Origin of the sequence: Domibacillus sp. PGB-M46 (genome assembly GCF_022668875.1) — a bacterium.
Lineage (GTDB): Bacteria > Bacillota > Bacilli > Bacillales > Domibacillaceae > Domibacillus.
The window spans coordinates 349,072-374,610 of the sequence record NZ_JAKGCR010000002.1 but is presented as its reverse complement, the minus strand read 5'-3'; the positions used below and the strand labels follow the sequence as shown (position 1 = coordinate 374,610).

28 protein-coding genes are annotated in these 25,539 nt (G+C 44.8%); 20 read left to right on the top strand and 8 right to left on the bottom strand.

Going from position 1 to position 25,539, the window contains the following annotated elements:
* Window positions 1-169 precede the first annotated feature (169 nt).
* From ilvB to fumC, 7 genes are all read left to right on the top strand, one after another.
* Window positions 170-1,909, top strand: a complete 1,740-nt coding sequence (gene ilvB, locus L2D08_RS03970; RefSeq protein WP_255821801.1) for an acetolactate synthase large subunit — start codon at window positions 170-172, stop codon at window positions 1,907-1,909.
* Window positions 1,906-2,427, top strand: coding sequence for an acetolactate synthase small subunit (gene ilvN, locus L2D08_RS03965; RefSeq protein WP_242232426.1), 522 nt, complete (start codon window positions 1,906-1,908; stop codon window positions 2,425-2,427). Before ilvB ends, ilvN begins: the two co-directional genes overlap by 4 nt.
* Before the next feature lie 38 nt (window positions 2,428-2,465).
* Window positions 2,466-3,482 carry a ketol-acid reductoisomerase gene (gene ilvC / locus L2D08_RS03960; protein ID WP_242232425.1) on the top strand — a complete coding sequence of 339 codons (1,017 nt, stop codon included), beginning with the start codon at window positions 2,466-2,468 and terminating at the stop codon, window positions 3,480-3,482.
* 51 nt (window positions 3,483-3,533) lie between these two features.
* Window positions 3,534-4,643 (top strand): 3-isopropylmalate dehydrogenase, encoded by a 1,110-nt coding sequence (gene leuB, locus L2D08_RS03955; protein ID WP_242232424.1) that lies wholly within the window; start codon window positions 3,534-3,536, stop codon window positions 4,641-4,643.
* A 99-nt stretch (window positions 4,644-4,742) separates the two neighbouring features.
* A complete protein-coding gene (leuC, locus tag L2D08_RS03950) occupies window positions 4,743-6,155 on the top strand; it encodes a 3-isopropylmalate dehydratase large subunit (protein ID WP_242232423.1) in 1,413 nt (470 codons plus the stop codon).
* A 15-nt stretch (window positions 6,156-6,170) separates the two neighbouring features.
* A complete protein-coding gene (gene leuD, locus L2D08_RS03945) occupies window positions 6,171-6,770 on the top strand; it encodes a 3-isopropylmalate dehydratase small subunit (protein WP_242232422.1) in 600 nt (199 codons plus the stop codon).
* A 316-nt stretch (window positions 6,771-7,086) separates the two neighbouring features.
* Window positions 7,087-8,475 carry a class II fumarate hydratase gene (gene fumC, locus L2D08_RS03940; RefSeq protein WP_242232421.1) on the top strand — a complete coding sequence of 463 codons (1,389 nt, stop codon included), beginning with the start codon at window positions 7,087-7,089 and terminating at the stop codon, window positions 8,473-8,475.
* A gap of 49 nt (window positions 8,476-8,524) precedes the next feature.
* Here fumC and L2D08_RS03935 read toward each other — a convergent pair whose 3' ends face one another.
* Window positions 8,525-8,728: an alpha/beta-type small acid-soluble spore protein gene (locus L2D08_RS03935; RefSeq protein ID WP_242232420.1), complete on the bottom strand. Its 204-nt coding sequence runs from the start codon at window positions 8,726-8,728 to the stop codon at window positions 8,525-8,527.
* A 269-nt stretch (window positions 8,729-8,997) separates the two neighbouring features.
* Here L2D08_RS03935 and L2D08_RS03930 point away from each other — a divergent pair, with 269 nt between their 5' ends.
* The 3 genes from L2D08_RS03930 (at window position 8,998) to L2D08_RS03920 (ending at window position 11,341) form a co-directional block, all read left to right on the top strand.
* The gene (locus L2D08_RS03930; RefSeq protein ID WP_242232419.1) at window positions 8,998-9,261 is read left to right on the top strand and encodes a metal-sensitive transcriptional regulator; all 264 of its coding nucleotides are present in this window, start codon (window positions 8,998-9,000) and stop codon (window positions 9,259-9,261) included.
* A gap of 61 nt (window positions 9,262-9,322) precedes the next feature.
* Window positions 9,323-10,462 (top strand): DUF445 family protein, encoded by a 1,140-nt coding sequence (locus L2D08_RS03925; RefSeq protein ID WP_242232418.1) that lies wholly within the window; start codon window positions 9,323-9,325, stop codon window positions 10,460-10,462.
* An 81-nt stretch (window positions 10,463-10,543) separates the two neighbouring features.
* Window positions 10,544-11,341, top strand: coding sequence for an enoyl-CoA hydratase (locus L2D08_RS03920; RefSeq protein WP_242232417.1), 798 nt, complete (start codon window positions 10,544-10,546; stop codon window positions 11,339-11,341).
* Here the strand turns inward: L2D08_RS03920 and L2D08_RS03915 are convergent.
* Window positions 11,334-11,537 carry a YhzD family protein gene (locus L2D08_RS03915; protein ID WP_242232416.1) on the bottom strand — a complete coding sequence of 68 codons (204 nt, stop codon included), beginning with the start codon at window positions 11,535-11,537 and terminating at the stop codon, window positions 11,334-11,336. The two genes, L2D08_RS03920 and L2D08_RS03915, sit on opposite strands and share 8 nt — an antisense overlap.
* A gap of 142 nt (window positions 11,538-11,679) precedes the next feature.
* Here L2D08_RS03915 and yhaM point away from each other — a divergent pair, with 142 nt between their 5' ends.
* Window positions 11,680-12,624 (top strand): 3'-5' exoribonuclease YhaM, encoded by a 945-nt coding sequence (gene yhaM / locus L2D08_RS03910; RefSeq protein ID WP_242232415.1) that lies wholly within the window; start codon window positions 11,680-11,682, stop codon window positions 12,622-12,624.
* 30 nt (window positions 12,625-12,654) lie between these two features.
* Here yhaM and L2D08_RS03905 read toward each other — a convergent pair whose 3' ends face one another.
* The gene (locus tag L2D08_RS03905) at window positions 12,655-13,635 is read right to left on the bottom strand and encodes a peptidylprolyl isomerase (protein WP_242232414.1); all 981 of its coding nucleotides are present in this window, start codon (window positions 13,633-13,635) and stop codon (window positions 12,655-12,657) included.
* A gap of 107 nt (window positions 13,636-13,742) precedes the next feature.
* Window positions 13,743-13,931, bottom strand: coding sequence for a hypothetical protein (locus L2D08_RS03900; protein ID WP_242232413.1), 189 nt, complete (start codon window positions 13,929-13,931; stop codon window positions 13,743-13,745).
* 55 nt (window positions 13,932-13,986) lie between these two features.
* Here L2D08_RS03900 and L2D08_RS03895 point away from each other — a divergent pair, with 55 nt between their 5' ends.
* Window positions 13,987-14,262 (top strand): hypothetical protein, encoded by a 276-nt coding sequence (locus tag L2D08_RS03895; RefSeq protein WP_242232412.1) that lies wholly within the window; start codon window positions 13,987-13,989, stop codon window positions 14,260-14,262.
* 88 nt (window positions 14,263-14,350) lie between these two features.
* Here the strand turns inward: L2D08_RS03895 and L2D08_RS03890 are convergent, their stop codons facing one another.
* From L2D08_RS03890 to L2D08_RS03880, 3 genes are all read right to left on the bottom strand, one after another.
* Window positions 14,351-14,944: an HTH-type transcriptional regulator Hpr gene (locus L2D08_RS03890; RefSeq protein ID WP_375337562.1), complete on the bottom strand. Its 594-nt coding sequence runs from the start codon at window positions 14,942-14,944 to the stop codon at window positions 14,351-14,353.
* Between the two features lie 139 nt (window positions 14,945-15,083).
* On the bottom strand, window positions 15,084-15,455 hold the full coding sequence (locus L2D08_RS03885) for a YtxH domain-containing protein (RefSeq protein WP_242232411.1): 372 nt from the start codon (window positions 15,453-15,455) through the stop codon (window positions 15,084-15,086).
* A 101-nt stretch (window positions 15,456-15,556) separates the two neighbouring features.
* Window positions 15,557-15,967 carry an HIT family protein gene (locus L2D08_RS03880; protein WP_242232410.1) on the bottom strand — a complete coding sequence of 137 codons (411 nt, stop codon included), beginning with the start codon at window positions 15,965-15,967 and terminating at the stop codon, window positions 15,557-15,559.
* Between the two features lie 129 nt (window positions 15,968-16,096).
* Between L2D08_RS03880 and L2D08_RS03875 the strand changes: the two genes are divergently transcribed.
* From L2D08_RS03875 to L2D08_RS24235, 3 genes are all read left to right on the top strand, one after another.
* Window positions 16,097-16,834: an ABC transporter ATP-binding protein gene (locus L2D08_RS03875; RefSeq protein ID WP_242232409.1), complete on the top strand. Its 738-nt coding sequence runs from the start codon at window positions 16,097-16,099 to the stop codon at window positions 16,832-16,834.
* Complete coding sequence (locus tag L2D08_RS03870; RefSeq protein ID WP_242232408.1) at window positions 16,831-18,039, top strand: ABC transporter permease; 1,209 nt, start codon at window positions 16,831-16,833, stop codon at window positions 18,037-18,039. The genes L2D08_RS03875 and L2D08_RS03870 overlap by 4 nt, the downstream gene beginning before the upstream one ends.
* Before the next feature lie 70 nt (window positions 18,040-18,109).
* A complete protein-coding gene (locus L2D08_RS24235) occupies window positions 18,110-18,691 on the top strand; it encodes a phosphatase PAP2 family protein (RefSeq protein WP_242232407.1) in 582 nt (193 codons plus the stop codon).
* Between the two features lie 36 nt (window positions 18,692-18,727).
* On the opposite strand, the gene L2D08_RS03860 is transcribed toward L2D08_RS24235, so the two are convergent.
* Window positions 18,728-19,237 (bottom strand): antibiotic biosynthesis monooxygenase family protein, encoded by a 510-nt coding sequence (locus tag L2D08_RS03860; protein ID WP_242232406.1) that lies wholly within the window; start codon window positions 19,235-19,237, stop codon window positions 18,728-18,730.
* 177 nt (window positions 19,238-19,414) lie between these two features.
* Between L2D08_RS03860 and hemE the strand changes: the two genes are divergently transcribed.
* From hemE to L2D08_RS03835, 5 genes are all read left to right on the top strand, one after another.
* Window positions 19,415-20,446, top strand: coding sequence for a uroporphyrinogen decarboxylase (gene hemE, locus L2D08_RS03855; RefSeq protein WP_242232405.1), 1,032 nt, complete (start codon window positions 19,415-19,417; stop codon window positions 20,444-20,446).
* Between the two features lie 77 nt (window positions 20,447-20,523).
* A complete protein-coding gene (gene hemH / locus L2D08_RS03850; RefSeq protein WP_242232404.1) occupies window positions 20,524-21,468 on the top strand; it encodes a ferrochelatase in 945 nt (314 codons plus the stop codon).
* A gap of 117 nt (window positions 21,469-21,585) precedes the next feature.
* A complete protein-coding gene (locus L2D08_RS03845) occupies window positions 21,586-22,158 on the top strand; it encodes a TetR/AcrR family transcriptional regulator (protein WP_242232403.1) in 573 nt (190 codons plus the stop codon).
* Between the two features lie 62 nt (window positions 22,159-22,220).
* A complete protein-coding gene (locus L2D08_RS03840) occupies window positions 22,221-24,503 on the top strand; it encodes a YhgE/Pip domain-containing protein (protein ID WP_242232402.1) in 2,283 nt (760 codons plus the stop codon).
* Between the two features lie 90 nt (window positions 24,504-24,593).
* Complete coding sequence (locus L2D08_RS03835) at window positions 24,594-25,538, top strand: lactonase family protein (RefSeq protein ID WP_242232401.1); 945 nt, start codon at window positions 24,594-24,596, stop codon at window positions 25,536-25,538.
* The last annotated feature ends 1 nt before the right edge of the window (window position 25,539 follow it).

Genomic DNA, 25,539 nt, shown 5'->3' with positions numbered 1-25,539 from the left:
CAGGGTGGTACCGTGAAAAGGAGAAGTCTTTTCACCCCTGCGTTGCTGTTTCGGCAGTCGCAGGCGTGAAAGGACTTTTCTTTTTGCTTTAAAACGGGTATTTGTACCTCTGTAAAGAAGAACCCTCTTGCCAATACGGACAATAAACCATTATTTGGAGGAGATCAAAATGAGTCAAAATGCAAAAGCACCGGAATTGAAATTTGAAAATGAACCAGTTAAAAGAACAGAGCCAATGAATGGTGCCGACCTATTTGTCGAAACATTGAAAAATGAAAACGTAGAAGTGATGTTTGGTTATCCAGGCGGTGCGGTTCTTCCATTATATGATGCACTTTATAAAAATCCAATCCGTCACATTCTTGCCCGGCATGAGCAGGCGGCTATCCATGCAGCAGAAGGATATGCCCGTGTTTCTGGCAAACCAGGTGTTGTGCTGGCCACATCTGGTCCTGGAGCAACAAACCTTGTAACGGGTATTGCGGATGCCATGATGGATTCTCTGCCGCTTGTGATCTTTACAGGACAGGTAGCCACTGGTGTCATCGGATCAGATGCATTCCAGGAAGCCGATGTAATCGGGATTACAATGCCAATTACAAAACACAACTATCAGGTTCGCTCAATGGAAGATCTTCCAAGAATCGTCCATGAAGCTTTCCATATTGCTACAACCGGCCGCCCGGGTCCTGTTTTAATCGATATTCCAAAGGACATTGCAACGACAATCGGGAATGCGGAATTTGTAGATGAATTGAATCTGCCGGGATACCAGCCGAACTTTAAACCGAACAGCTTGCAGGTGAAAAAGCTTCGTGGCGCGCTCGCTAAAGCGAAAAAGCCGGTTATTTTAGCAGGTGCAGGTGTTCTTTTTGCAAAAGCATCTGGAGAATTGCTTGAATTTGTCGAAAAAATGCAAATTCCGGTTGTAAACACACTGCTTGGCCTTGGCGGATTTCCAGCTGATCATCCACTGTTCCTTGGAATGGGTGGAATGCATGGAACATACGCGGCCAACACAGCTCTTTATGAAGCAGACCTGCTGATCAATATCGGCGCTCGCTTCGATGACCGCTTAACTGGAAATTTGGCTCATTTTGCTCCGAATGCAACGGTCGCGCATATTGATATCGACCCGGCAGAGATTGGTAAAAACGTGCCGACCCATATCCCAATCGTAGCGGATGCAAGAGAAGCATTGAAAAAAATTCTCAGCCTTGATCTAGAAGTGCCTCAGGCAGAAGAATGGCGCCAAAAGCTTCAAAAAGACAAGGAAGAAAATCCGCTTTGGAATACAGAAGGCGGGGAAGGCATCTCTCCTCAATCGTTAATGCGCATTATTCATAATGTAACGAATGGAGACGCAGTAGTCACAACAGATGTTGGTCAGCACCAGATGTGGACAGCGCAATACTACGGATTCAAAAAACCAGACCAATGGGTAACATCAGGCGGGCTTGGGACAATGGGCTTTGGTTTCCCATCTGCGATCGGCGCGCAAATTGCAAAGCCGGATAAAACAGTCGTGGCGGTAGCCGGTGACGCAGGCTTCCAAATGACTTTGCAGGAGCTTGGACTTGTTGCAGAATTGAAGCTGCCGGTTAAAATTGTCATTTATAATAACCAGGCGCTTGGTATGGTACGCCAGTGGCAGGAAACATTCTACGAAGAGCGGTATTCCCAATCATTGATTCCGGTTCAGCCGGACTTTGTTAAACTGGCCGATGCTTATGGCATTCGCGGCTATGTCGTTACAACAGAGGAAGAAGCAGAAAAAGTTATGCGTGAAACGCTGACAGATAACGAACCTGTATTGATCGATTGCCGTATTAAACCGAAAGAAATGGTTTATCCGATGATCGCACCAGGCAAAGGACTTCATGAAATGATCGGGGTGAAACCGCAATGAGAAGAATTGTAACTGCAACTGTGTTGAACCAAAGCGGTGTTTTAAACCGCATCGCCGGACTATTTACACGCCGCCAATTTAATATTGAAAGCATTACAGTAGGTGCGACTGAAACAGAAGGCGTCTCAAAAATGACGTTCGTTGTCCAAGTGGAAGACGACCGCATGGTAGAGCAAGTTGTCAAACAGCTGCATAAGCAAATTGACGTGTTAAAAGTCAGTGACATTACTGAACAGGCAATTGTTACACGCGAACTTGCTCTTATAAAAGTGATGACCACTCCGCAAACGCGGGCAGAAATCAACGTAATCATTGAGCCATTCCGGGCGACCATTATTGATGTTGCACGAGACAGTGTGACCATTCAAGTTGTCGGAAACTTCGAGAAAATCGAAGCGATGATTGAACTTCTTCGCCCTTACGGCATCAAAGAAGTGGCACGTACGGGACAGACAGCGATTAAACGCGGGTCCCAGCGGTTTGTGTCAGACTCAAAACAGGTTTCTATTTTAAATTAAAATAAAAAACAAAAAAACAATCTTGGAGGATGAAAAAAATGACAAAAGTTTATTACAATGGTGACATCAACGAAGCGGTACTTGCAAACAAAACAGTAGCTATCATCGGTTACGGTTCACAAGGGCATGCACACGCATTGAACCTTCGTGAAAGCGGCGTAAATGTTGTAGTAGGTCTTCGTCCAGGGAAATCATTTGATCAAGCAACAGCTGACGGCTTTGATGTAAAAACAGTTCGCGAAGCAAGTGCTGCAGCGGATATCATTATGATCCTTCTTCCAGATGAATATCAAACAGCAGTATACAAAGAAGAAATCGAACCAGTATTAGAAGAAGGCAACGCGCTTGCATTCGCTCACGGCTTCAACGTTCATTTTAACCAAATCACACCGCCTGCAAACGTAGACGTATTCCTTGCTGCACCAAAAGGTCCTGGCCATTTAGTTCGCCGTACGTATGAGCAAGGTGCTGGTGTACCGGCATTGTTCGCGATCTACCAAGACTACACAGGCCAAGCAAAAGACATTGCTCTTGCTTACGCTAAAGGTGTTGGGGCAGGCCGTGCAGGTATTTTGGAAACAACATTCCGTGAAGAAACAGAAACAGATTTGTTCGGTGAGCAAGCCGTTCTTTGCGGCGGTACAGCTGAGCTTGTAAAAGCGGGTTTTGAAACGCTTGTAGAAGCTGGATATCAGCCGGAAATTGCTTACTTCGAGTGCCTGCATGAATTGAAGTTGATCGTAGACCTTATGTACGAAGGCGGTCTTGAAGGCATGCGCTACTCAATCTCTGATACAGCTCAATGGGGTGACTACGTATCAGGACCACGCGTTATCACAGCCGAAACAAAAGCACGCATGAAAGACGTATTAACAGATATTCAAACAGGTAAGTTCGCTAAAGGCTGGCTGCAAGAAAACCAATTGAACCGTCCTGAGTTTACAGCCATTACTCGTCGTGAAAGCGAGCACCAGCTTGAAGTAGTCGGAAAAGAGCTTCGTGCCCTAATGCCATTCATCAAACAAAACCAAAAAGCGGAAAGCGTGAAAAACTAATCGCTTTTCAACTAATTTAAAGAAGTTATTTCAAGCAACGGAGGGATTTACGTGAAGAAGAAAATTGCCATTTTGCCGGGCGATGGAATCGGCCGGGAAATCGCATCAGGTGCCGCGTCTGCTCTTGAAGCAGTCGGTAAACGCTTTGGCCACGAATTTGAGATAGAATACGCTGATATTGGGGGTGCTGCAATTGATTCGCACGGGACGCCGCTGCCAGAATCAACGCTGGCACTTGCCAAAGAAAGTGACGCGATTTTGCTCGGTGCGGTAGGAGGTCCCAAATGGGACAGCCTGCCGTCGGCCCAACGCCCGGAGCGCGGCCTGCTTGCTATTCGGAAGGAGCTTGGCTTATTTGCCAACCTGCGTCCGATTCCGTCATTCCAAACGCTTGTGCAATCTTCTCCGCTAAAGCCTGAAATTGCCGGAAAGGTCAATATGCTCATCGTGCGTGAATTGACGGGCGGCCTGTACTTCGGGAAACCGAGCGAACGCCGCGGTGAAAACAATGAAGTCGTAGTGGATACTCTTCAATATACACGGGCGGAAATCGAGCGCATCGTTATTAAAGCATTTGAATTCGCAAAAGCACGTGATGGGCGGCTTACATCCGTTGATAAAGCCAACGTGCTGGAGTCGAGCCGGATGTGGCGTGAAATTGTCAACGAAAAAGCAGCAGACTATCCAGAGGTTACAGTTGACCATATGTACGTTGATGCGGCAGCTATGAAGCTGATTTCTAGCCCAGGCCAGTTTGACGTGATCGTAACTGAAAACTTATTCGGCGATATCTTAAGCGATGAAGCGTCTATGATTACAGGTTCACTTGGCATGCTGCCGTCGGCAAGTTTATCGGAAAGCGGCCTTGGGCTGTATGAGCCGGTTCACGGTTCAGCACCAGATATTGCCGGCCAGAACAAAGCCAATCCGCTGGCTATGATCCTGTCCACTGCTCTTATGCTGAAATATTCACTGGATATGCGCACTGAAGGTGAAGCCATTGAGCGGGCTGTACAATCTGTTTTAAATGACGGATACTGCACACCAGACTTGCAATTGGAAGGCAGCACAGTGGTAGGAACAGATAAAATGATTGAGCTTGTTACAAGCCGCATCGCTGAAGAAACGACAGCATCGGCCGGTGAAGTTGTATACATGTAAAGGAAACGCCACGTGGATTCAACCTTCTTCTGTAACATTTGCAGAAGAAGGCGGGGTCCTCGTTTTTTATCAAAATGCACATAAGAGGGGGGCTGTACAATGACGAAAAAAACGGTTATCGAAAAAATTTGGGAAAATCACGTTGTAAGCAGAGAAGAAGGGAAGCCGGATCTGCTCTACATCGATTTGCATCTTGTCCACGAAGTGACATCACCACAGGCATTTGAAGGATTACGTATGAACGGACGCCGTGTCAGACGGCCCGATTTAACATACGCCACAATGGATCACAACGTTCCAACAATCAATCGCCACATTGTCAATGACCCAATTTCCAAAACACAGATGGAAACATTAAAACAAAACTGCCGTGAGTTCGGCATTGAATTAGCCGATATTGATCACCCAGACCAGGGGATTGTGCACGTTATCGGACCACAGCTTGGTCTTACACAGCCGGGCAAAACAATCGTCTGCGGCGACAGCCACACATCAACGCATGGTGCGTTTGGTGCGCTTGCTTTCGGTATCGGAACAAGTGAAGTAGAACACGTACTTGCTACCCAGACGATTTGGCAAAAAAAGCCAAAAACATTGCAAATTAAAGTAAATGGGAAGCTTGGTTTTGGTGTTCAAGCGAAAGACATTATATTAGCGATTATTGCGAAATTTGGTGTAAATGCCGGTACAGGCTATGTAATGGAATTCACAGGAGAAGCTATCCGCTCTCTTTCTATGGAAGAGCGTATGACAATCTGCAACATGTCCATCGAAGCCGGAGCACGTGCAGGTCTTGTCAGCCCGGATGTGACGACCGTTGAATATTTACGCGGCCGCCGTTATGCACCGCAGGGTGAAGAGTTTGAAAAAGCCGCGAAAACTTGGCTTGCTCTTGCGTCTGATGAAGGTGCAGAATATGACAAAACGCTGGAAATCGACACTGCAGAAATTGAGCCGCAAATGACATGGGGAACGAATCCGTCAATGGGCAGCGGTATTTCAGGTGTTGTTCCGTCACCGGATAACTTTGAACGAGAAGCGGACAAAGAATCTGTACGACATGCGCTTGAGTATATGGGACTTGAATCGGGTACGAAATTAACTGAAATTCCGGTTGATTATGTATTTATTGGTTCCTGCACAAACTCTCGTTTAAGCGATTTGCGTGCTGCTGCAGAAGTGGCAAAAGGCCGCAAGGTACAGGATCATGTAACAGCTATTGTTGTTCCTGGTTCTCAAACGGTTAAACAGCAGGCGGAAGCAGAAGGACTGGATCAAATTTTTATCAATGCCGGATTTGAGTGGCGTGAGTCAGGCTGCTCAATGTGCCTTGCTATGAATGATGATATTGTGCCTCCGGGCAAACGCTGTGCTTCTACATCTAACCGTAATTTTGAAGGCCGTCAAGGCAGCGGCGCCCGCACGCATCTTGTCAGCCCTTCAATGGCGGCAGCTGCGGCGGTTATGGGCCGTTTTACAGATGTACGTGAACTAGCAGGCGTAAACCAATAAGAAGGAGGAGCCGTTATGGAACCGATCAATCAATTTACAGGAACAGTGTGCCCGATTAACCGGGCAAATATCGATACGGATCAAATTATTCCGAAACAGTTTTTAAAGCGCATCGAACGTCAAGGTTTTGGCCAATTTGTTTTTTACAACTGGCGTTTTGATGATGATGGCAACAAACGAGAGGATTTTATTTTAAATGACCCGCAATTTGCGGATTCCGAAATTCTAGTGGCCGGTGAAAACTTTGGATGCGGCTCTTCACGTGAGCATGCTCCGTGGGCTTTGCTTGATTATGGCTTCCGCGTTATTATTGCACCGAGCTACGCGGACATCTTCTACAACAATAGTGTTAAAAACGGAATTCTTGCCGTAAAGCTGACGGATGAGGAAGTAGAAACCCTGCTTCAAAAATCTTCTACACCGGGCTTTAAGCTTCATATTAACCTTGAAGAGCAATCAGTGAGTGATGACAGCGGCTTTAAAGCTCACTTTGACATCGATCCGTACTGGAAGAAAATGTTGTTGAATGGCTGGGATGAGATCTCGGTTACGTTAACAGCTGAAGACCGCATTCGCCAGTTTGAAGAAAGAGTATACGGTAAACAATACAGCTAAATAAAAAAAGACCTTTCTGCCAGAAAGGTCTTTTTTGGTTTATTAGAGCATAGATACAATCCATGATATGACAACGATAGCCCCAATGATCATTAAAATTGTTCTTAACATTCCGTTCACCCCACGCTTTATTTTGTTATACATAAGATTCCCTAAGGAGTGACAGCTTAAACGCAGAGAAGTAAAATGTTCAAGAATAAGAAGCGTTTGTTCGAATATTGGTTTAGGAAAATAAACTTCTTTTTTAAGATTTTGGGAATGATGGAGGAAAAAGCGGGAAAAGTGTAACGAGATACTACTTAAAGGAGGATACATAATGAACACTCGAATCGAACGGGATACGATTGGGGAAATTCAGGTACCCGCGGATAAATACTGGGGTGCACAAACACAGCGGAGCTTAGAAAACTTTCCAATTGGCACGGAAAAAATGCCAATAGAAATGATTTACGCCTTTGCTCACTTAAAAAAAGCGGCTGCCATCGTCAACGAAAGTCTTGGAAAGCTGTCCGAAGAAAAAATGAGTGCGATTTCGGCAGCTTGTGATGATATTCTGAACGGTGATATTGGTCCCGAGCATTTCCCGCTGGTCGTCTGGCAGACCGGAAGCGGCACGCAGTCGAATATGAACGTAAATGAGGTTGTAGCACGGCGCGCCTCTGAAATCGCAGGGAAAGAAGGATTTATTCACCCAAATGATGATGTAAACATGTCACAGAGTTCGAATGACACGTTTCCGACCGCCATGCATATTGCTTTGTATGATGAAACAGAAAAACGTTTAAAACCGGCTTTAAAGCAATTTAAAAAAACATTAAAGAAAAAAGAAAAAGCATTTATGGATATTATCAAAATCGGCCGTACCCATTTGCAGGATGCAACACCTTTATCCCTTGGCCAGGAAATATCCGGCTGGCGGCACATGATCGTCCGCAGTATCGATATGATTAAACTGGCCCAGCGGGAGCTGCTTCACCTGGCAATTGGCGGTACAGCGGTTGGTACCGGTATTAATGCCCATCCATCATTTGGTGAAAAAACAGCCGAACAGCTGGAAAAACAAACGGGCTATCCTTTTATTTCATCTCCTAATAAATTTCATGCACTGACAAGCCACGATGAAATTGTTTTTTTTCACGGTGCATTAAAAGCACTGGCAGCAGATGCAATGAAAATTGCCAATGATGTAAGATGGCTTGCCAGCGGGCCGAGAAGCGGTATTGGGGAGCTGACGATTCCAGCGAATGAGCCGGGAAGCTCGATCATGCCTGGAAAGGTAAACCCGACCCAGAGTGAAGCGCTGACGATGGCTGCTGTTCAGGTATTTGGCAATGATGCTGCGGTTGGATTTGCAGCGAGCCAGGGAAACTTTGAATTAAATGTGTTTAAGCCAGTTATTGTGTATAATACGCTGCAGTCGATTCGCCTTTTAGCTGACGGTATTGTCTCATTTGATGAACGGTGTGCAGTCGGTATTGAAGCAAATATGGAACGTATCCAATCTTTAATGGAGCAGTCGCTGATGCTTGTAACGGCTTTAAACCCGCATATCGGTTATGAAAAAGCGGCAAGTATTGCGAAAGCTGCTCATCAAAGGGGAACCACTTTAAAAGAAGCCGCTCTTGCATCCGGTTATGTAACCGAGGAGCAATATGAGCAGTGGATTGACCCGGCGAAAATGGTAAATCTGCCGAAAAAGAAATAAAAAACAATCCGCCTCAATATTTGAGGCGGATTGCTGGGTCATTACCCTATTACTTTTGGAAGCCGTTTAGTTGCTGTTCAGCCATGCGCACCAAACGTTTTGTGATTTCGCCACCAACTGAACCGTTAGCGCGTGATGTAGCGTCAGCACCTAGCTGTACACCAAATTCAGAAGCGATTTCGTACTTCATTTGGTCGATAGCTTGTTGTGCTCCTGGTGCAAGTAATTGGTTAGAACTGTTGTTGTTTGCCATAACTGTTCATCTCCCTTTTTTTAATTGGCCGGGTACTAACGGAGTTGCACCGCTACGATAAATCGTCCGGACTGCCGGATAAGACCCGCTGTTGATTGTAATCCTAGTATGGATTGAACTCTTTTCTTTATCCGGAATATTTGTAGGTAGTTGTTTCCACTAAAGGAAAATGCCTGTGGCAAGCGTTTTGGAAAGGGCTGTGCTATACTATGGATACAAAAAAACTGGCTTATAAAGTAAAAAGGGAGAGCAGAACGGGGAGATGGACGATGAAAACATACAATCGTGATGTGAAAAATCGGCTGAGCCGTATTGAAGGCCAAGTGCGCGGAGTTATGAAAATGGTGGAGGAAGACAAAGACTGCCGTGAAGTTGTCACGCAGCTTTCCGCCATTCGTTCCGCAGTCGACCGTTCAATCGGCTTAATTGTCGCGCAAAACCTGGAAGCATGTATTCGTAGTGCCCATGAAAACGGAGAAAAAGCCGATGATGCCATTCAAGCAGCAGTGAATATGATTGTAAAAAGCAGATGAAAAAACGATGCCGGCTCCCATTGGAACGGCATCGTTTTTTATAAAGAAAGGCGGGAAGGCGTTGGGCATATTGTGGCTGGTATTGTTTATGTGTGTGATTGGAGCGCTGATCGGCGGTATAACAAATGCTATAGCGATCCGTATGTTATTCCGGCCATATAAGGAATACTACATTGGCAAATGGCGCGTTCCCTTTACACCAGGGTTGATTCCAAAAAGAAAAGCAGAGCTTGCCAGGCAGATTGGAAAAGTGGTAGATGAATATCTGCTTACTCCAAGCAGTATTGAACAAAAGATGATAGGGCCTGAATTTCGGGAAGAGATAAGAGCGGTTGTACAGACAAAGGTGAAAAAGTGGCTTCGGTCGGAGACAACAATTGCTGAGATTTTTCAAAAAGCACACATTTCACAGCCAGAGAAAAAAATAGAAGCGCATCTTCAAAAACGGGTGGATGAAAAGTACGCAAATATAAAAGATTTTTACACAGATCAGCCTGTTAAAGAATCACTGCCGGCTGAGTGGCTGGGCCGGGCAGAAGCAAAAATACCCGACATTTCATCATACCTTTTAACAAAAGGAGCTGATTATTTTTCCAGTGATGAAGGGCGGCACCGGGTAAAACGGATGACAAACGATCTTTTGTCAGAATGGGGACGAATCGGCAGCATGATTCGGATGGTGGTAGGCAATACATCCCTTGAGGAAAAAATTCGTCTGGAGATTGTAAAGTTTTTTACAAGTCCGGGAGCAAAAGATTTGGTCGATACGATGCTGAAAAACGAATGGGAACGAATAATTGACTGGAAATGGTCACACGTACTTGAACATTTTTCAGATGAAAAAGCCCTTCAAAAAGCAAAAGTGTTTATCTTAAATCAGCTTAATATAGCAGAATTATTCGACCGGCCGGTATCTCTTTATTTGGCGCCATATGAAGACAAGCTCATATATGACTTTGTCCCAAAGCTTACGGAGGAAGGACTGGCAAAAGCAGCAAAGCGCGTTCCTTCTGTTATGCAAAAGTTGAAAATTGACGGCATTGTCCGCAGCCAGATTGAAGCATTTTCAACCGAACGGCTAGAAAGAATTGTTCTTGAAATTGCTCATCGTGAATTAAAAATGATTACATGGCTCGGAGCTCTGCTTGGCGGCTTAATCGGCATTTTGCAGGCTTTGATTATGTCAGTACTCCCTTTATAAAGAAAGCGTCTATTTATTCAAAATACTTCAAATTTTGGCTCCTTTTCGGTATGATAAAAGTGAAAAAGGGGAGGCGGCAAAATGAGATATGTACTTTGTTCCATTGAACACGAAACAGCTTATATTGATTTGAATCGTCCAAATGTGCTGAATGCCCTCAACGTGGATATGCTGAAAGAGCTGTGCAGCTGTTTAAAAGAAATCAGCCGGAATGATGAAGTGGATATAGTCATTTTATCGGGGACAGGCCCTGTATTTTCAGCAGGCGGAGACATAAAAGAAATGCTGTCGGCAGCGAATGAAATGCCATTTGAGACCGTTATGGAACTTATCTCAGACATCGCCCTTTATTTTTACACCATGCCGAAGCTGACGATCGCAGCGATTCACGGAGCAGCTGCCGGGCTTGCATTAAGCATTGCCTTGGCAGCGGATTTTGTTTTATGCGAAACGGATTCCAGGCTTGCTGTGAATTTTATTGAAATGGGCCTTATACCAGACGGAGGCGGACATTTTATGCTTGAGAACCGGCTCGGTGCTGCAAAAGCCAAGAAAATCATTTGGGATGGAAAAGTGATCAGCGGAGCGGAAGCAGTGGAGATCGGACTGGCAGACCGTTCTGTTACACCTGGCACTGTTGGGAAAGAAGTGGAATATTTAATTAAAGAATTACAGCAAAAGCCTATTCAAGCTATGATCAAAACAAAGAAAATTATGGCAGATATGAACAGGCCGGAGCTGTTAAAAACGTTAGAGCTTGAAAAGCAGGGGCAGTTGAAAATGCGGAGAAGCACCGACCATCAAGAAAGGATAGCGGCATTTTTAGAAAAAAGAAAGCCGGTATTTAACCGGCGGACAAAGGGCGCATTCATTAATTGAATGCGCTTTCTGCTTGCTCGGTATCAAAAAGCAGTAATCTCCCGTCCAAAGACGTACAACGATATGTTTTATCCTCACCGGCGAGCTTTTGAATCAGCTCAAAGCTGTGTGTTTTTGCTGCTTCGTCTGAATCTGCTTCAAAGGACTGATCGAGCAGCTTTTTTCCGTTTTTTTCGAAGACAGTCAGCTTATACATTGTTCAGTTTCAATCCCCCTTTATGTTGTTTCAATCATTGTATAAAATAAGGATGAAGCAAAAAAGAGGCAGGAACAAGAAAGAACATATGATCTGTGGTATAATAGAAAGAAACAATGCAGGGAATAAGGAGGACGGTGCAATGGGAAAAGGTATTACACAGTATGAAGCAGGAGAAAGTGTTGACTGCTTTCTGATGATCCGCTCAGCGGTAAAAAGCACAGCGGTTAATGGAAACCCGTATTTAACGCTTATGCTTCAAGATACAAGCGGAGAAATTGAAGCAAAGCTATGGGATGCAAAAGAAGAAACAATCAAAATGTATACGCCGCAGACGATCGTAAAAGTGGCGGGAGATATTCAAAATTACCGGGGCCGTATGCAGCTGAAGCTTCGGCAGATTCGTCCAGCTTCTCCACAGGACGGAATGGATGCGGGTGACTTCGTTGAAACAGCACCGCTCAGCCAGGAAGAAATGACGGAAACGATTACCCAGTTTATTTTTGAAATGAAAAATCCTCATATTCAGCGCATTACGCGCGCGCTGTTGAAAAAATACCATCAGCCGTTTTTAGAGTATCCGGCTGCAACAAAAAATCATCACGAATTTGTTTCCGGGCTTGCATACCATGTTGTATCAATGCTGCAGCTGGCAAAATCCATTGCCGATCTTTATCCATCGCTTGACCGCGACTTGCTGTATGCGGGTGTGATTTTACACGACCTTGGCAAGGTCATTGAGCTTTCAGGGCCGGTAGCAACAACGTACACAGCAGAAGGAAACTTAATCGGCCATATTTCCATTATGGTCAATGAAATCGGCCAAATGGCGAAAGAGCTTGGTATTGAAGGAGAAGAAGTAATGGTGCTTCAGCATATTGTGCTGTCTCATCACGGAAAAGCGGAATGGGGCAGTCCGAAGCCTCCAATGATCAAAGAAGCGGAAATGCTTCACTATATTGACAATCTTGACGCTAAAATGAATATGCTTGACCGTGCACTTGAACGGACGAAGCCGGGCGAGTTTACTGAACGGATTTTTCCGCTGGATAACCGAACTTTTTACAAGCCGCGCTTTTCGAAATAACAAAAAAGCACCCGTACGGGTGCTTTTTTGTTATTTTGCTTCTTCTGTCTGAGCAGCATCGCTGTTTGTTGTATCTTCCGTTGTAGCGGCATTGTCTTCTGTTGTGGTTCCTTCTTCAGTTGGAGCAGTTTCCTCTGTCGTTGCAGCGTCTTCTGTGTCAAAAGCGCCTTTAAAGTCTTCGTCTTTCACTTCTACATCAGCGTCTTTCATCACTTTATCCAGCTTTTCTTGAAGCGCTGCAGAGTCTACTTTAGATTTTTTCAGTTCTTCTGTCATTTGGCTCTTCATTTTTTCAAATGAAGCTTTTTCTTTTTGATCCGTAATTTTAATGATATGGTAGCCATAATCTGATTTAACCGGCTCACTCACTTGATTTACTTTCAAAGTGCTCAGTGCTTTTGTAAATTCCGGTACAAATTGCGCGCGGCCGGCATTGTCGATCCAGCCAAGGCTGCCGCCATTCTCGGCAGAGCCGGTATCCGTTGAATATTCTTTCGCAAGTTCCGCAAAGTCGCCGCCATCAGCCAATTTCTGCTTTACTTCTTTTGCTTTGGCTTCATCTTCTACAAGAATGTGGCTGACTTGAATTTCCGGCTGCCATGAATCGTAATATTCTTTAACTTCTTTATCCGTTACTTTTATATCGGCAAGCGCTGCTTTTTCACGAAGAAGCTCGAGCTTTAGGAATTCTTTAAAGCCATCTTCATCAAGTCCGTATTGAGCCAAGAACATTTCATACTGGTCGCCCAGCTGTTCTTTTGCCGTTTTTACTTCTTTATCAAGCTCTTCATCCGTCACTTCATATTTGTCGGAAAGAACTTTCTTCTGCATTAGTTCCTGCAAGGCCTGTTCCATTTGCGGGCCGTATTTTTCTTTCATTTCTGCGTAAAGCTCCATGTCCGTTACGTCGCCTGCTTTTGATGTAGCGATAACGTTTCCTTCACTGTTTCCACAGCCGGAAAGCGCCAGCACGCCTGCTGCAAGCGATAATGGCAATGCCCATTTCTTCATGAAAAAAACAACTCCCTAATGTTCATTTAATCTCTATTCCACAGACAACTATAACACAGTTGCCGGCTTGGGAAAAGAAAAGACCCGTCTTTTAAAAAAGAACAGGCCTATACATATAATATTTCAATGTAAGAAGAGCAAAGTAAAATAACCATTAAAATATTTACGGTCCGGAATATTTTTTCATGCCGCTCTTCCGGAATTTCCTTTTGAATACACAGTAAGTTTGTCATCCGATTTATATGATACAAAATAAAGACGGAGAAAAGAATAAATGTAATAATTAATGCCGCCATATGATGCCCCCTCTGTAAGCTCTGTACCTTTAACTATATCAAAAGGTCGAAAAAATTGAAAATAGAACCCGCTTATAATGCTTCTATGAATCCATTTATTTCGATACCAGTACTTCCATTAATGCCTAATCACTGCATGATCGGGGAAAGAAAAGAAGACGAAGCTTCTCAGAAAGAAATTCAAGCAGAACCTTGCTGGCATAGGCGGGCAGCGGTTTTTACACGGTCATATCAAAAACGATTCGCTTTAAGCGAAACAGCTTTAAAAAAGAACATGGTGTTAAGATTGGCCGGCCGGGAAGTCTGCGGCTGGCTGGCCCAATCAGGATAAAAAGCGGGGAACTGTTTGTTTGAACGGAGCCGGGGAAAAAGAACGAACCACTTTTCCCGCATAAAAAAGCATCCGGCCAGCAGTCTGCTTACTCGGACGCCTGTGAACGTTTAGCCCGCTTTAACTCTCCGTTCTCTTCATCGAAGTCCCGTTCGATATTGTGAATAGAGGTCTCAAAAATATTCATAAAATCATCCCCGTAAATATTTCTAATAATCGCCATTAGTTCGACCATATCGGGGAACTTTCCAAATAATTCGCGCAGCGGCGCAGTACCAGAAAAGACGAGGTTGGATTCAGGATCATACTGCTCCATTAAATCAAAAATTAATTTTTGGCCGGCAGGCGTAATTTCGATATATGTATTCCGTTTGTCATCTTCTTTTTTAGAAAACGTCAAAAGACCGCGTTCCTCTAGTTTTTTAGAGAAGTTAAACGCCGTAGATACATGCATAACACCGAAATTAGCCACATCGGAGATAGAAGCCCCTTGTAAATGATGAGCAATCCATAAAATATGGTGTTCGTTAATATTTAAATCATAAGGTTTAATCCAGCGCTGCCAGTCTTTTTCGACTGCTTTCCATAGCGCTTTTGAAAGCTGGGCCATCCGCTGGCTGAACATAAATGCTTCTTTCATTGTATAATGATGGGTTGATGCAGAATCGTTTGCTTTATGAATGTCGTCCACCTCAAATCTATTATTTCATTGCTTTATATTATGCCAATAAAATAAAAAAATAGAAAGAGGAAATTAACGAAAATTTTTGAATAAGCTGAAAAATAAAATAAACGAAAAGGGAATTCCCTTTTCGTTTATTTTATTTGCCTGAGCCCGGCGGCTGCGGCAGAGTTTCCTGCAGGTCTTCAACGGTATGTTGAATATTGGTAATTTCTTTTTGAAGTGTTTTAACATTTGGCTCAATGCTTTCTTTCCAAAGAGCCGCATTTGTTTTTAAACTATTTACTTTTTCAGGCATTTCCTGTTTCGCTGTTTGAACAAGACGCTTAACGGACTCTTTCACCTGGCCGGCATTATCCTTGATTTCCATCGAAGCCAGCTTGGCGGACACTTGCTTGTTTTTTAAGTTTTTTCGTGTTTCCTGTCCGCTTGCCGGCGCATTCAACAGCGCTGCCGCCGCACCGCCGGCAAGTCCAGCTGCAAATCCTGCAAATAGGGCTTTCTTATTCATGTTTTCCACCTCTTCAGTCATGTTATTCGTATCTGCTCATACATATATGAATTATCGTTCCCGAAAAAAGAATCGGACAAACATAGGTAAGCGGCTTTCTCTTAAAGGCGAGAATGGATCAAAGAAGCAATTTGTGCTAAATCGTACTGGCCATTATTTTCTTTAAATGAAGGATGGAAGCCGTCATCTGTTCCGTAACGCGGAATTAAGTGCATATGGTAATGAAAAACCGTCTGTCCGGCTGTTTCACCATTATTGTTTAATAAATTTAACCCTTGAGGAGAGAAGGCAGATTGAATGGCCTTCGCTACTTTCTGTACCGATTTGAAGAAAGGGCCGGCTGTTTCTGGATGAAGCTCGAAAAGGTTTTCATGATGGGCTTTCGGGATCACCAGTGTATGGCCTTTTGTTACCTGGCTGATATCGAGAAAAGCATAGACATTTTCGTCTTCATATACTTTTGCTGACGGAATGTTTCCTTTTATAATTTTACAAAATATGCAGTTGTCCATGATTCAGCACTCCTTTTATGTATTGGCTAAGAAAAGTGTAGCATACATTCCAGGTGCAGGGAACTATGTGTAAAAGGGATAATTTTGATATGATACGGGTAACGATTTGAGGAGAAAGGACGTTTTCGAATGTCATTATTATCTGTGGAAAATATTACCGGGGGATATACCCGGAAACCAGTACTGTACGACGTTTCATTTCAAGTCGGCAAGGGCGAGCTTGTCGGGCTGATCGGATTAAACGGAGCCGGTAAAAGTACAGCTATCAAGCATATTATCGGCCTAATGGAGCCGACGAAAGGAAGCGTTTCGATCAATGGGCGCACTCTTGAAGAAGACCCATCCGTGTACCGGCGCCAATTTTCATTTATACCGGAAACACCGGTGCTTTATGATGAGCTGACACTTGAGGAACATATGCGGTTAACAGCCGCTGCTTACGGCTTATCAGAAGCGGAGTATGAAAAACGCATTGGCCCGCTTTTAAAAGAATTTCGTCTCGATGCAAAGATGAAATGGTTTCCGGCTCACTTTTCAAAAGGAATGAAACAGAAAGTGATGATTATGGGCGCGTTTTTAACGGAACCGGCACTTTATATTATCGACGAGCCATTTGTAGGACTTGACCCGCTCGGTATCCGTTCGCTTCTCGATTTAATGGATAACATGAAACGAAGCGGTGCGGGCATTTTAATGTCCACCCACATCCTGGCGACGGCGGAAAAGTATTGTGACAGATTTGTGATTTTACATGAAGGGCATGTGCGTGCGAAAGGCACAATGGAAGAGCTGCGCCGTAATTTCAATATGCCGGACGCTGCACTGGATGATATTTATGTAGAATTGACGAAGGAAGCAGCACTATGAAGTTTTCAGCGAACGATTTGTTTAAAGAACGTGCTTCCGCATATTATGCGGAAATCCGCAAGTATACACGTTATATGTTTAATGATCATCTGGCTTTTGTGCTCGTTTTTGCGCTTGGGGCGGTTTTGTACTATTACAGCGGTTGGATACGCACCATTGATGAATCATTTCCGGCCCCTTTTATTATGGCAGCTGTGCTCGGTGCAGTGCTTGCCTGGAGCCCCGTTTATACCTATATAAAGCCGCCTGATACGGTGTACCTGCTTCCGCTTGAAAGTGAGTTAAAAGCTTATTTCCAAAAAGCGGTGTGGACGAGCTTTGCAGCACAAAGCTATGTACTCATTGCGCTGTTGGCTTTTGCTATGCCGATGTATGCAAAAACCGCGGGAACAGGATATGAAAACTTTTTTGTATTTTTAAGCGCTGTTTTGGCCGCGAAGATCTGGAATTTATTTTGTCGTTTTCGTGCGTTAAACACGCTGGCAGGCCAAACACGAACAATGGATATGGCAGTTCGTTTTCTGCTGAACGTCTCTTTTCTATCGGCTGTTTTTTTAACAGAGTATGTAGGGGCCGGTGCCGCTGTGCTGCTTGGACTGCTATGGCTGTTTTACATAAGACGGCTCGGAAACCGTCCTTTAAAATGGGAACTGCTAGCTGAGCTTGAAGGAAAAAGAATGGCGGCTTTTTACCGGCTGGCAAATATGTTTACGGATGTTCCGCATTTGCGTGGAACGGTAAAGCGCCGTGCCTGGCTGGATGGCCTGCTGCCGGGACCAGAAAAGGGCACGTACACGTATCTGCTTTTCCGGACCTTTGTGCGGTTGAATGAATATATTGGATTGTTTGTCCGGCTGACTGTGATCGCTGCATTGATTATCACCTTTAGCGGCCTGCTGCCGATTCAGCTCATTTCTGCGCTGCTCTTTTTGTACTTAACCGGATTTCAATTACTGCCTATTTGGGTCAAACACGGCTATCTGATCTGGCCGAAACTTTATCCAGAAGGGGAAGAAGGAAAGCAAAGGGCACTTCAGCTTTTGCTGATGCGTGTACTGCTGATTCAATCGGCTGTATTCGGCATTGCCGCTCTGTCAGGCGGATGGCTGGAAGCCACTATTGTTTTGTCGGCGTCTGTTACGTTTACGCTTTTCTTTGTTTGGATATACACACCAGGCCGGTTGAAAAAAATGAATCGCTTTTAAAAGAGGGTTTTGTATGGTGCTAGTTCATTGGTCATGCTACACTGTTGAAAAACATACAGGGGTGTAGAGGGTGCTTCGGATTAGTTTAGTTTGTTTCATTTTATTTTCGGTTTTATTGTTTGGATTTGATTCTGGCTGGGCATCAGGCATTGACCGTGCTATGCTCAATGCTTTTGATGGAAATTCTTTTTTCACCCATTTCAGCGTGCTTGGCTCTCAAGCTGTTTTAACAGGGGGGGCTATTCTGCTTATTGTATTTCTGTTTTGGAAGCGAAACATAGCAGGTATGACGGCCGTTTTGATTGGTGTAGGACTCGGAAATGTATTAAATAAAGCATTGAAAGAGTGGGTCGCCCGCGAGCGGCCGCCCTTTCCGCATGGAGAAGATGGGTTCAGCTTTGTCAGCGGCCATGCCATGATCGGTCTTATTTTTTATTTGTTTGTGGCCTACTTTCTTTGTTTATATGTGAAAAAAACCATGTCTTTTTATGCGGCTGCACTGCTGCTTGCGTTTTTAGCAGGCGCCAGCCGGGTAGCGGGTCATGCCCACTATGCGACGGATGTAGCAGCTGGCTGGCTGCTGGGCGGCGGCATTTTTCTGCTGATTGCTTTTTTCTTAAACAAGCGGCTTAATCGCCGCCTTCAGGCATAAAAACGGCAAGAAGCCAGGGGGTGTCCCCCCTGGCTGTTATTGTTCGTTTGGAATAGTAAAGGTTGTTACGTAAGATTCACCGGAAAAGATATTTGGCTTTTTATCAAGCCCGCCTTCGGTACCACGCTTTTTGTGTGCTTCATTAAATGCCTGGGAGGATTTCCAATTTTCAAACGACGCCGAATCTTCCCATTGTGTAAAAATAACGTACGTATCTGATTTAATGGGGCGCAGAACTCTAATTGAGAGAAATCCTGGCTGATTCTCAATCGCGCCTGCCCGGTTCTTAAAGCGGTGTTCAAATAAAGGGCGGCCTTCGTCCGTTACAGGGATATTGTTTAAAACAACATAACCGCGGTTTACCAGTTCTCCAGAAGCATCCACGACTTCATAGCGGCGCGGGGTTGAAAAAACCGTTTTACCGCTTGTTTCATGTACAAGGGCCGCACCCTGGGCACCGTCCATGAGTAAAATATTTTCTTTACTGTGCTTTTTCTGGATGGTTTTTAAAAAGTCATACGTTCCGGTTGTAATAAACACATTCATTTCCAATCACCTCACGTTCTAGTATATCTTTTTTTGTACCCTTCTTTCCAATTTCCACACATTATTTTGGCAAATTTGCGAACAGTACACCTCTTTAGTGAAAAGTACCATATTGTAAGCTATAATACATAATAGTAATTCTAATCTGTCATAGTTGAAAGGTGGCTCTCAATCCATATGAGGCATTTGAATGATACATTTTTAAAAGCGGCACGGGGAGAAAAAACAGACTATACACCTGTCTGGTTTATGCGACAGGCAGGACGTTCACAGCCGGAATACCGGAAGCTGAAGGAAAAATATTCGCTGTTTGAAATTACACACCATCCGGAAATTTGTGCGTATGTTACACGCCTGCCGGTTGAGCAGTACGATGTTGATGCAGCGATTCTTTATAAAGATATTATGTCCCCGCTTCCGTCTATTGGAGTAGATGTAGATATCAAATCCGGCATTGGCCCGGTGATATCCAATCCGATCCGCTCGCTGCAGGATGTGGAAAAACTTGGAGAGATCGACCCGGAAAGCGACGTGCCTTATGTGCTTGAGACCATCCGGCTGCTGACAGAAGAGCAGTTGAACGTCCCATTAATTGGTTTTGCCGGTGCGCCTTTTACGCTGGCCAGTTATATGATCGAAGGCGGGCCATCCAAAAACTACAATAAAACAAAAGCATTTATGTACGCGGAGCCAAAAGCATGGTTCGCGCTTATGGATAAACTGGCGGATATGACGATTACATATGTTCGTTCCCAAGTTAAAGCAGGCGCCAAAGCCATACAGATTTTTGATTCGTGGGTAGGTGCGCTAAACGTATCTGATTACCGGACGTTTATTAAACCGGTGATGGAACGGATTTTCAGCGAGCTTCGTTCAGAAGGAGTGCCGCTGATCATGTTTGGAGTAGGCGCGAGCCATTTAGCAAAAGAGTGGCATGACCTTCCGCTTGATGTAGTCGGACTCGACTGGCGCACCCAAATCGCCGAAGCAAGGGAAATGGGCTTGACCAAAACATTGCAGGGAAATCTGGACCCTGCCATTTTACTGGCTCCGTGGGAAGTCATTGAAGAGCGCACGAAGGCGATTTTAAATCAGGGGCTGGCATCACCGGGCCATATTTTCAATCTTGGGCACGGTGTATTCCCGGAAGTAAATCCGGATACATTAAAGCGTCTGACTGCATTTATTCATGAATATACAGCACGATAAACCATTTATTTTAAAGAATCTTTTTTTCATGTCATACTAGACAAAAGAAGCAATGAATCAAACGAGGTGGAAGCAGCATGACTAAAAAACAGATGGGCCTTCTTGTGATGGCGTATGGGACGCCTTATAAAGAAGAAGATATTGAACGATACTATACGCATATCAGGCACGGCCGCAAGCCGTCAGAGGAAGCGCTGGAAGATTTGCGAAGCCGCTATGAAGCCATTGGCGGTATTTCGCCGCTTGCTAAAATTACCGAAGAGCAGGCACAGAAGCTTACGGATTTCTTAAACAATATGCAGCAGGAAATCGAATTCAAGCTGTATATTGGTTTAAAGCACATCGAGCCTTTTATTGAGGATGCTGTACATCAAATGAAGCAGGACGGCATTGAGGAAGCTGTTTCTATCGTATTAGCGCCGCACTTCTCTACGTTTAGTGTGAAGTCATATAATAAGCGGGCGGCTGAAGAGTCAGCGAATATTAACGGACCTTCTATTACGTCAATTGAAAGCTGGTATCAGGAGCCTAAATTTATTCAATACTGGGCAGATCAGATTGAAGCAACGCTTCAAACGATGAGCGAGGAAGAAAGAAAGAACTTTATGTTGATTGTATCCGCGCACAGCCTGCCGGAAAAAATCATTGCAGCGGGTGATCCGTATCCACAGCAGCTGAAAGAAACAGCCGACTTAATTGCCGGCGCAGCGGGCGTTGAGCAGTATGCTGTTGGCTGGCAAAGTGCCGGCAATACGCCGGAGCCATGGATTGGCCCGGATGTTCAGGATTTAACGCGTGATTTGTATGAGCAAAATGGCTATAAAGCGTTTATGTACGTGCCGGCCGGATTTGTTGCTGATCATCTTGAAGTGCTGTACGATAATGACTATGAATGCCGGGTTGTCACAGACGAAATCGGTGCTGGATATTACCGTCCAGCCATGCCAAATGCCCATCCGGAATTTATTGAGGCGCTTGGTGCTGTAGTCATGAAGCACCTAAAGGAAGAAGGAAAATTATAATATCTATCCCGCCGTTCTTTGGCGGGATTTTTTGTTGACAAGCAAAGACGGGGAGCATAAAATAAGCATCAGAACTAATTGACTGAATCGTTATTTTGGTCAAAAAGAGGTGGAGAAGTGGCGTCGGAACGGAAAAAAGATATTATTGAAGCCGCAACAAAATCGTTTACAATGTTTGGCTACAAGGCCACCACAATGGATCAGGTGGCGAAACTGGCCAATGTCGGCAAAGGGACTATTTATACTTTTTTTAAAAATAAAGATGAACTATTTCAAGATATTTGGGTGACATTGATCGAAGAAATGAAAGAGGCAGCGGAAGCCGTCATTGACCCGGCACATTCCTTCCAGGAAAATGTTTATCTGGCGCTGTTTGAAATGCTTGTTTTCCGCACAAAGCATCAACTTGCGATCAAGCTGTTCCAGGAAGAAAAGGAAATGGGAACACCCGCAGCAGCCGAGGCATTAAAAAAAATGGAGGATGCCATTGTCGCTTATATTGCCGCTAAAGCGAAAGAAGCGATGGAGAAAAATGAAATTGAGCATACAGATCCTGAGATAGCGGCTTTTGTGATGCTGAAGCTTTATGTTACGCTCGTAGCAGACTGGGAGCGGCGCGGCCGCACGCTGTCAAAAGAAGAAATTGCCAAACTGTTTGAGCTGTTTATATTTAAAGGACTGTCCCGGTAAGGGGCTTTCTTTTTGAAATAAAATGACCAAATGAACGATTTGGTCAATAAGGAGGTAATCATATGTTTTGGAAAGAAATAAAAGAGATCAGCCAAAATCGAATGCTGCGCATTTCGATCATTGCCATTATGCTGATTCCGCTTTTGTATTCTGGTGTTTTTTTATGGGCATTTTGGGACCCATACGGACATTTGGATCAGCTGCCGGTTGCAGTTGTCAATAACGATAAGGGAGCGGATTACGAAGGAGAAAGCCTTCATATTGGTGATGGCCTCGAAAAAGAGCTCCAAAAAAGCAATGATTTTAATTTCCGCATCGTCACCAAAAAAGAAGCAATCGACGGTTTAAAACAGCAGGAATATTATATGATGATCGAAATACCTGAAAACTTCTCTCAAAACGCTACGACGTTAATGGATGCAAAACCGAAAAAGCTTGAATTAATTTATACGCCAAATGAAAGCTACAATTTTGTTTCCTCGCAAATTGGCCAGTCTGCGATGAAAGAAATTCGCGCATCTATTCAAAAGGACGTCACAAAAACGTACGCAAAGTCGATGTTTGACGCTGTTAAGAAAATGGGAGACGGTTATACAGAAGCTGGAAAAGGAGCCGAAAAGCTTGACGAAGGCGCACTGAACATAACAAAAGGGACGAGTGAATTGAAAAAAAATCTGGCCGATCTCGCGAATAATTCGGTTTCGTTTGCTTCGGGAGTAGACAAAGCAAGGGAAGGATCGAAGGAGGCCGCAAGCGGAGCGGCTTCTCTTTCCAGCGGTCTTAGTCAGCTTGCAGACGGACAGGCAAAGCTTGCAGACGGAGGACAGAATCTGCAGGCGGGCATCGATCAGCTTGCTGCCGGGTCGGCTTCTCTTAAGGACGGTCTTGCATCAGCAAATGACAGTATGCCGAAGCTGATAGACGGAACCGCTGCTGCAAAAAGCGGCGTAGACCAATTTCGTGAACAGGTTCCAGCCCTGGCAGATGGAGCGGCTTCTCTTGCTTCAGGCGCAGATGAATTAAATGCTGGCATGGAGCAATTTGAAGCAAATTTGAAAAGTCAAATCAGTGCAGCGCAAAAAGCCCAAATGGATGAGCTGCTGCCGGTGTTGTCACAGGTAATGACAGAAGAACAGATTACGGCTATGCAAACAAAAATGGCTGCGCAGCAGGAAAAGTTAAATGAAGGCATTTCAGCGGGGGTTGACGAGCTGCAAAGTGGAAGCGGCCAGATTGCATCAGGAGCAAGGGAGTTAAATAGAACCGTTTCACAAACGATGCCTGGCAAGCTGGATGAATTATCGGCAGGACTTGGAGAGATACAAAAAGGCCAGCAGCAGCTGCAGGCGGGTCTTGGGAACCTCCAGTCGGGAGCCGCTGCATTAAATGAAGGCACGAAAAAGCTTCAATCAGGCAGCGGGACACTCGTAACTGGATTAAACACGCTGACCGAAAAAACAGCCGAAGCGAAAGCAGGAGCCGATACACTGGCAAAAGGAGCGGGTGACCTCTCAGCTGGATTATCGGAGCTTGCCGGCGGGTCCCGTCAGTTATCTGAGGGAGCAGGGAAGCTGGCTGACGGTTCTGCGGAGCTCGCCAGAGGATCTGCTGATCTGGAACAAGGAACAAAAAAATTGGAGGCGGAATTGTCAAAAGCAGCGGGGGAAGCAGGAGATGTGAAAGCTGATGATGATACGTATAATATGATGGCAGAACCGGTGCAGGTAGAAAAAGAATCCTTACACAAAGTGCCAAACTACGGAACAGGCATGGCGCCTTATATGCTGTCACTCGGCTTGTTTGTTGGTGCAATTATGCTGACGATTATTTTCCCGCTCAAAGAAGCGCCGGAGCAGCCGAAAAGCGGACTTGCCTGGTTTCGTGGAAAGCTTGGTGTCTTTCTGCTTGTCGGTGCGTGTCAGGCTGCAGCTGCATCGATTTTTTTGCTTGAGGTGCTTCATCTGCAAGTGCAAAGCGTATCGCGCTTTTTCATACTAGCGTTTATCGCGAGCGCTGCTTTTATGACGCTTATTCAAATGCTGGCCACGATTCTAGGCAATCCAGGCCGTTTTGCAGCAGTGCTGATTTTGATCAGCCAGCTGACAGCGAGCGGCGGAACGTTCCCGCTTGAGCTTATTCCGAAAGCACTGCAGCACTTGACCAGCTTTTTGCCAATGGCTTATTCGATCAATGCATTTAGAGCCGTTATTTCAAGTGGTGATTACACATTTATGTGGCAGAATGCCGCTGTTTTAGTGGGGTTTGCCTTGTTTAATATACTGGTAACTGCTTTGTATTTCCGCGGCCAATACAAAAAGCAATATGGACGGCTTGAAGCAGCGTAAGACGGCTTCAGCCGTCTTTTTCAAATAATCTTCACACTTATTTCACACCCAATCCCTATAATGAAAGGAAAAGCAGGGAGGCGCATAAAAGTGAGGAGTATTATACTGGTCATGCTTTTGCTGCTTGCCGGCTGCGGCCGCGAAGCGTTTAAGCCGGTTCATGCAGATAAGTTTGCCGCTGTTTTAACCATTAAAGAGCCGGGCATAACCTTTATCGCACCCGATGGGACCATACTTGCTGAGTGGGCGTTTAACGAACCATACACAGGCAGTCTTCTGTTTGACGATAAAATGCTTTTGTACGGCACAGAACTTACTCATGCCACGCTTTACTCGGTTAAGACGGGCAAAGAGCTTGCGGAGTGGAAAGTGCCAAAAGGAGTGACAGGTGCGGCTTATGTGAAAGAAACAAATGAAGTAGCGCTTTCAGTAAAGGAAGACGGAGCGGTCCATTTTTTAAATAGCGAAGGCCGGGAAACAAAAAAAACACGAACGGGGCATTACCCGATGAACATGCTTGAATATGAAGGGAAATTGTATATTATTAATTACCGGGATACGGTACTATCAGAATTGGATGTACACACACACCGCATTACCCGGGAATTCGCCATCCCAACGTCTTCGACTGGATTAGCTGTAAATAAAGAAAAAAATGAGCTGTGGGTTGGCGGCCATGGGGTTGGGGCTCGTGCCGGTGAAACCATTCATGTCTATTCACTTGAAACCGGTTCATTGACTGGAACAGCAGATGCACCGGTCATGCCCATTGCTTTTGCTTCAAAAAGCGGGTTTATGTATGCCGCGAGCCATGGATCGAATAAGCTGTTTGCTTTTGATCCGGAAAGAAAATTGGCGGCACAAACGGACGCGCCGGCCAACCCATTCGCCATTGCCGTACTTGGAAAAACTATTTTTTCAGCCGGCTATGACAGCGGGACACTTTCTTTGTATGAAGAAAAAACACTCCAAAAACGCAAGACTATTGATATAGGTAAAGGACCATTTATGATTTTTGTTGAAGAAGGTGAATGAG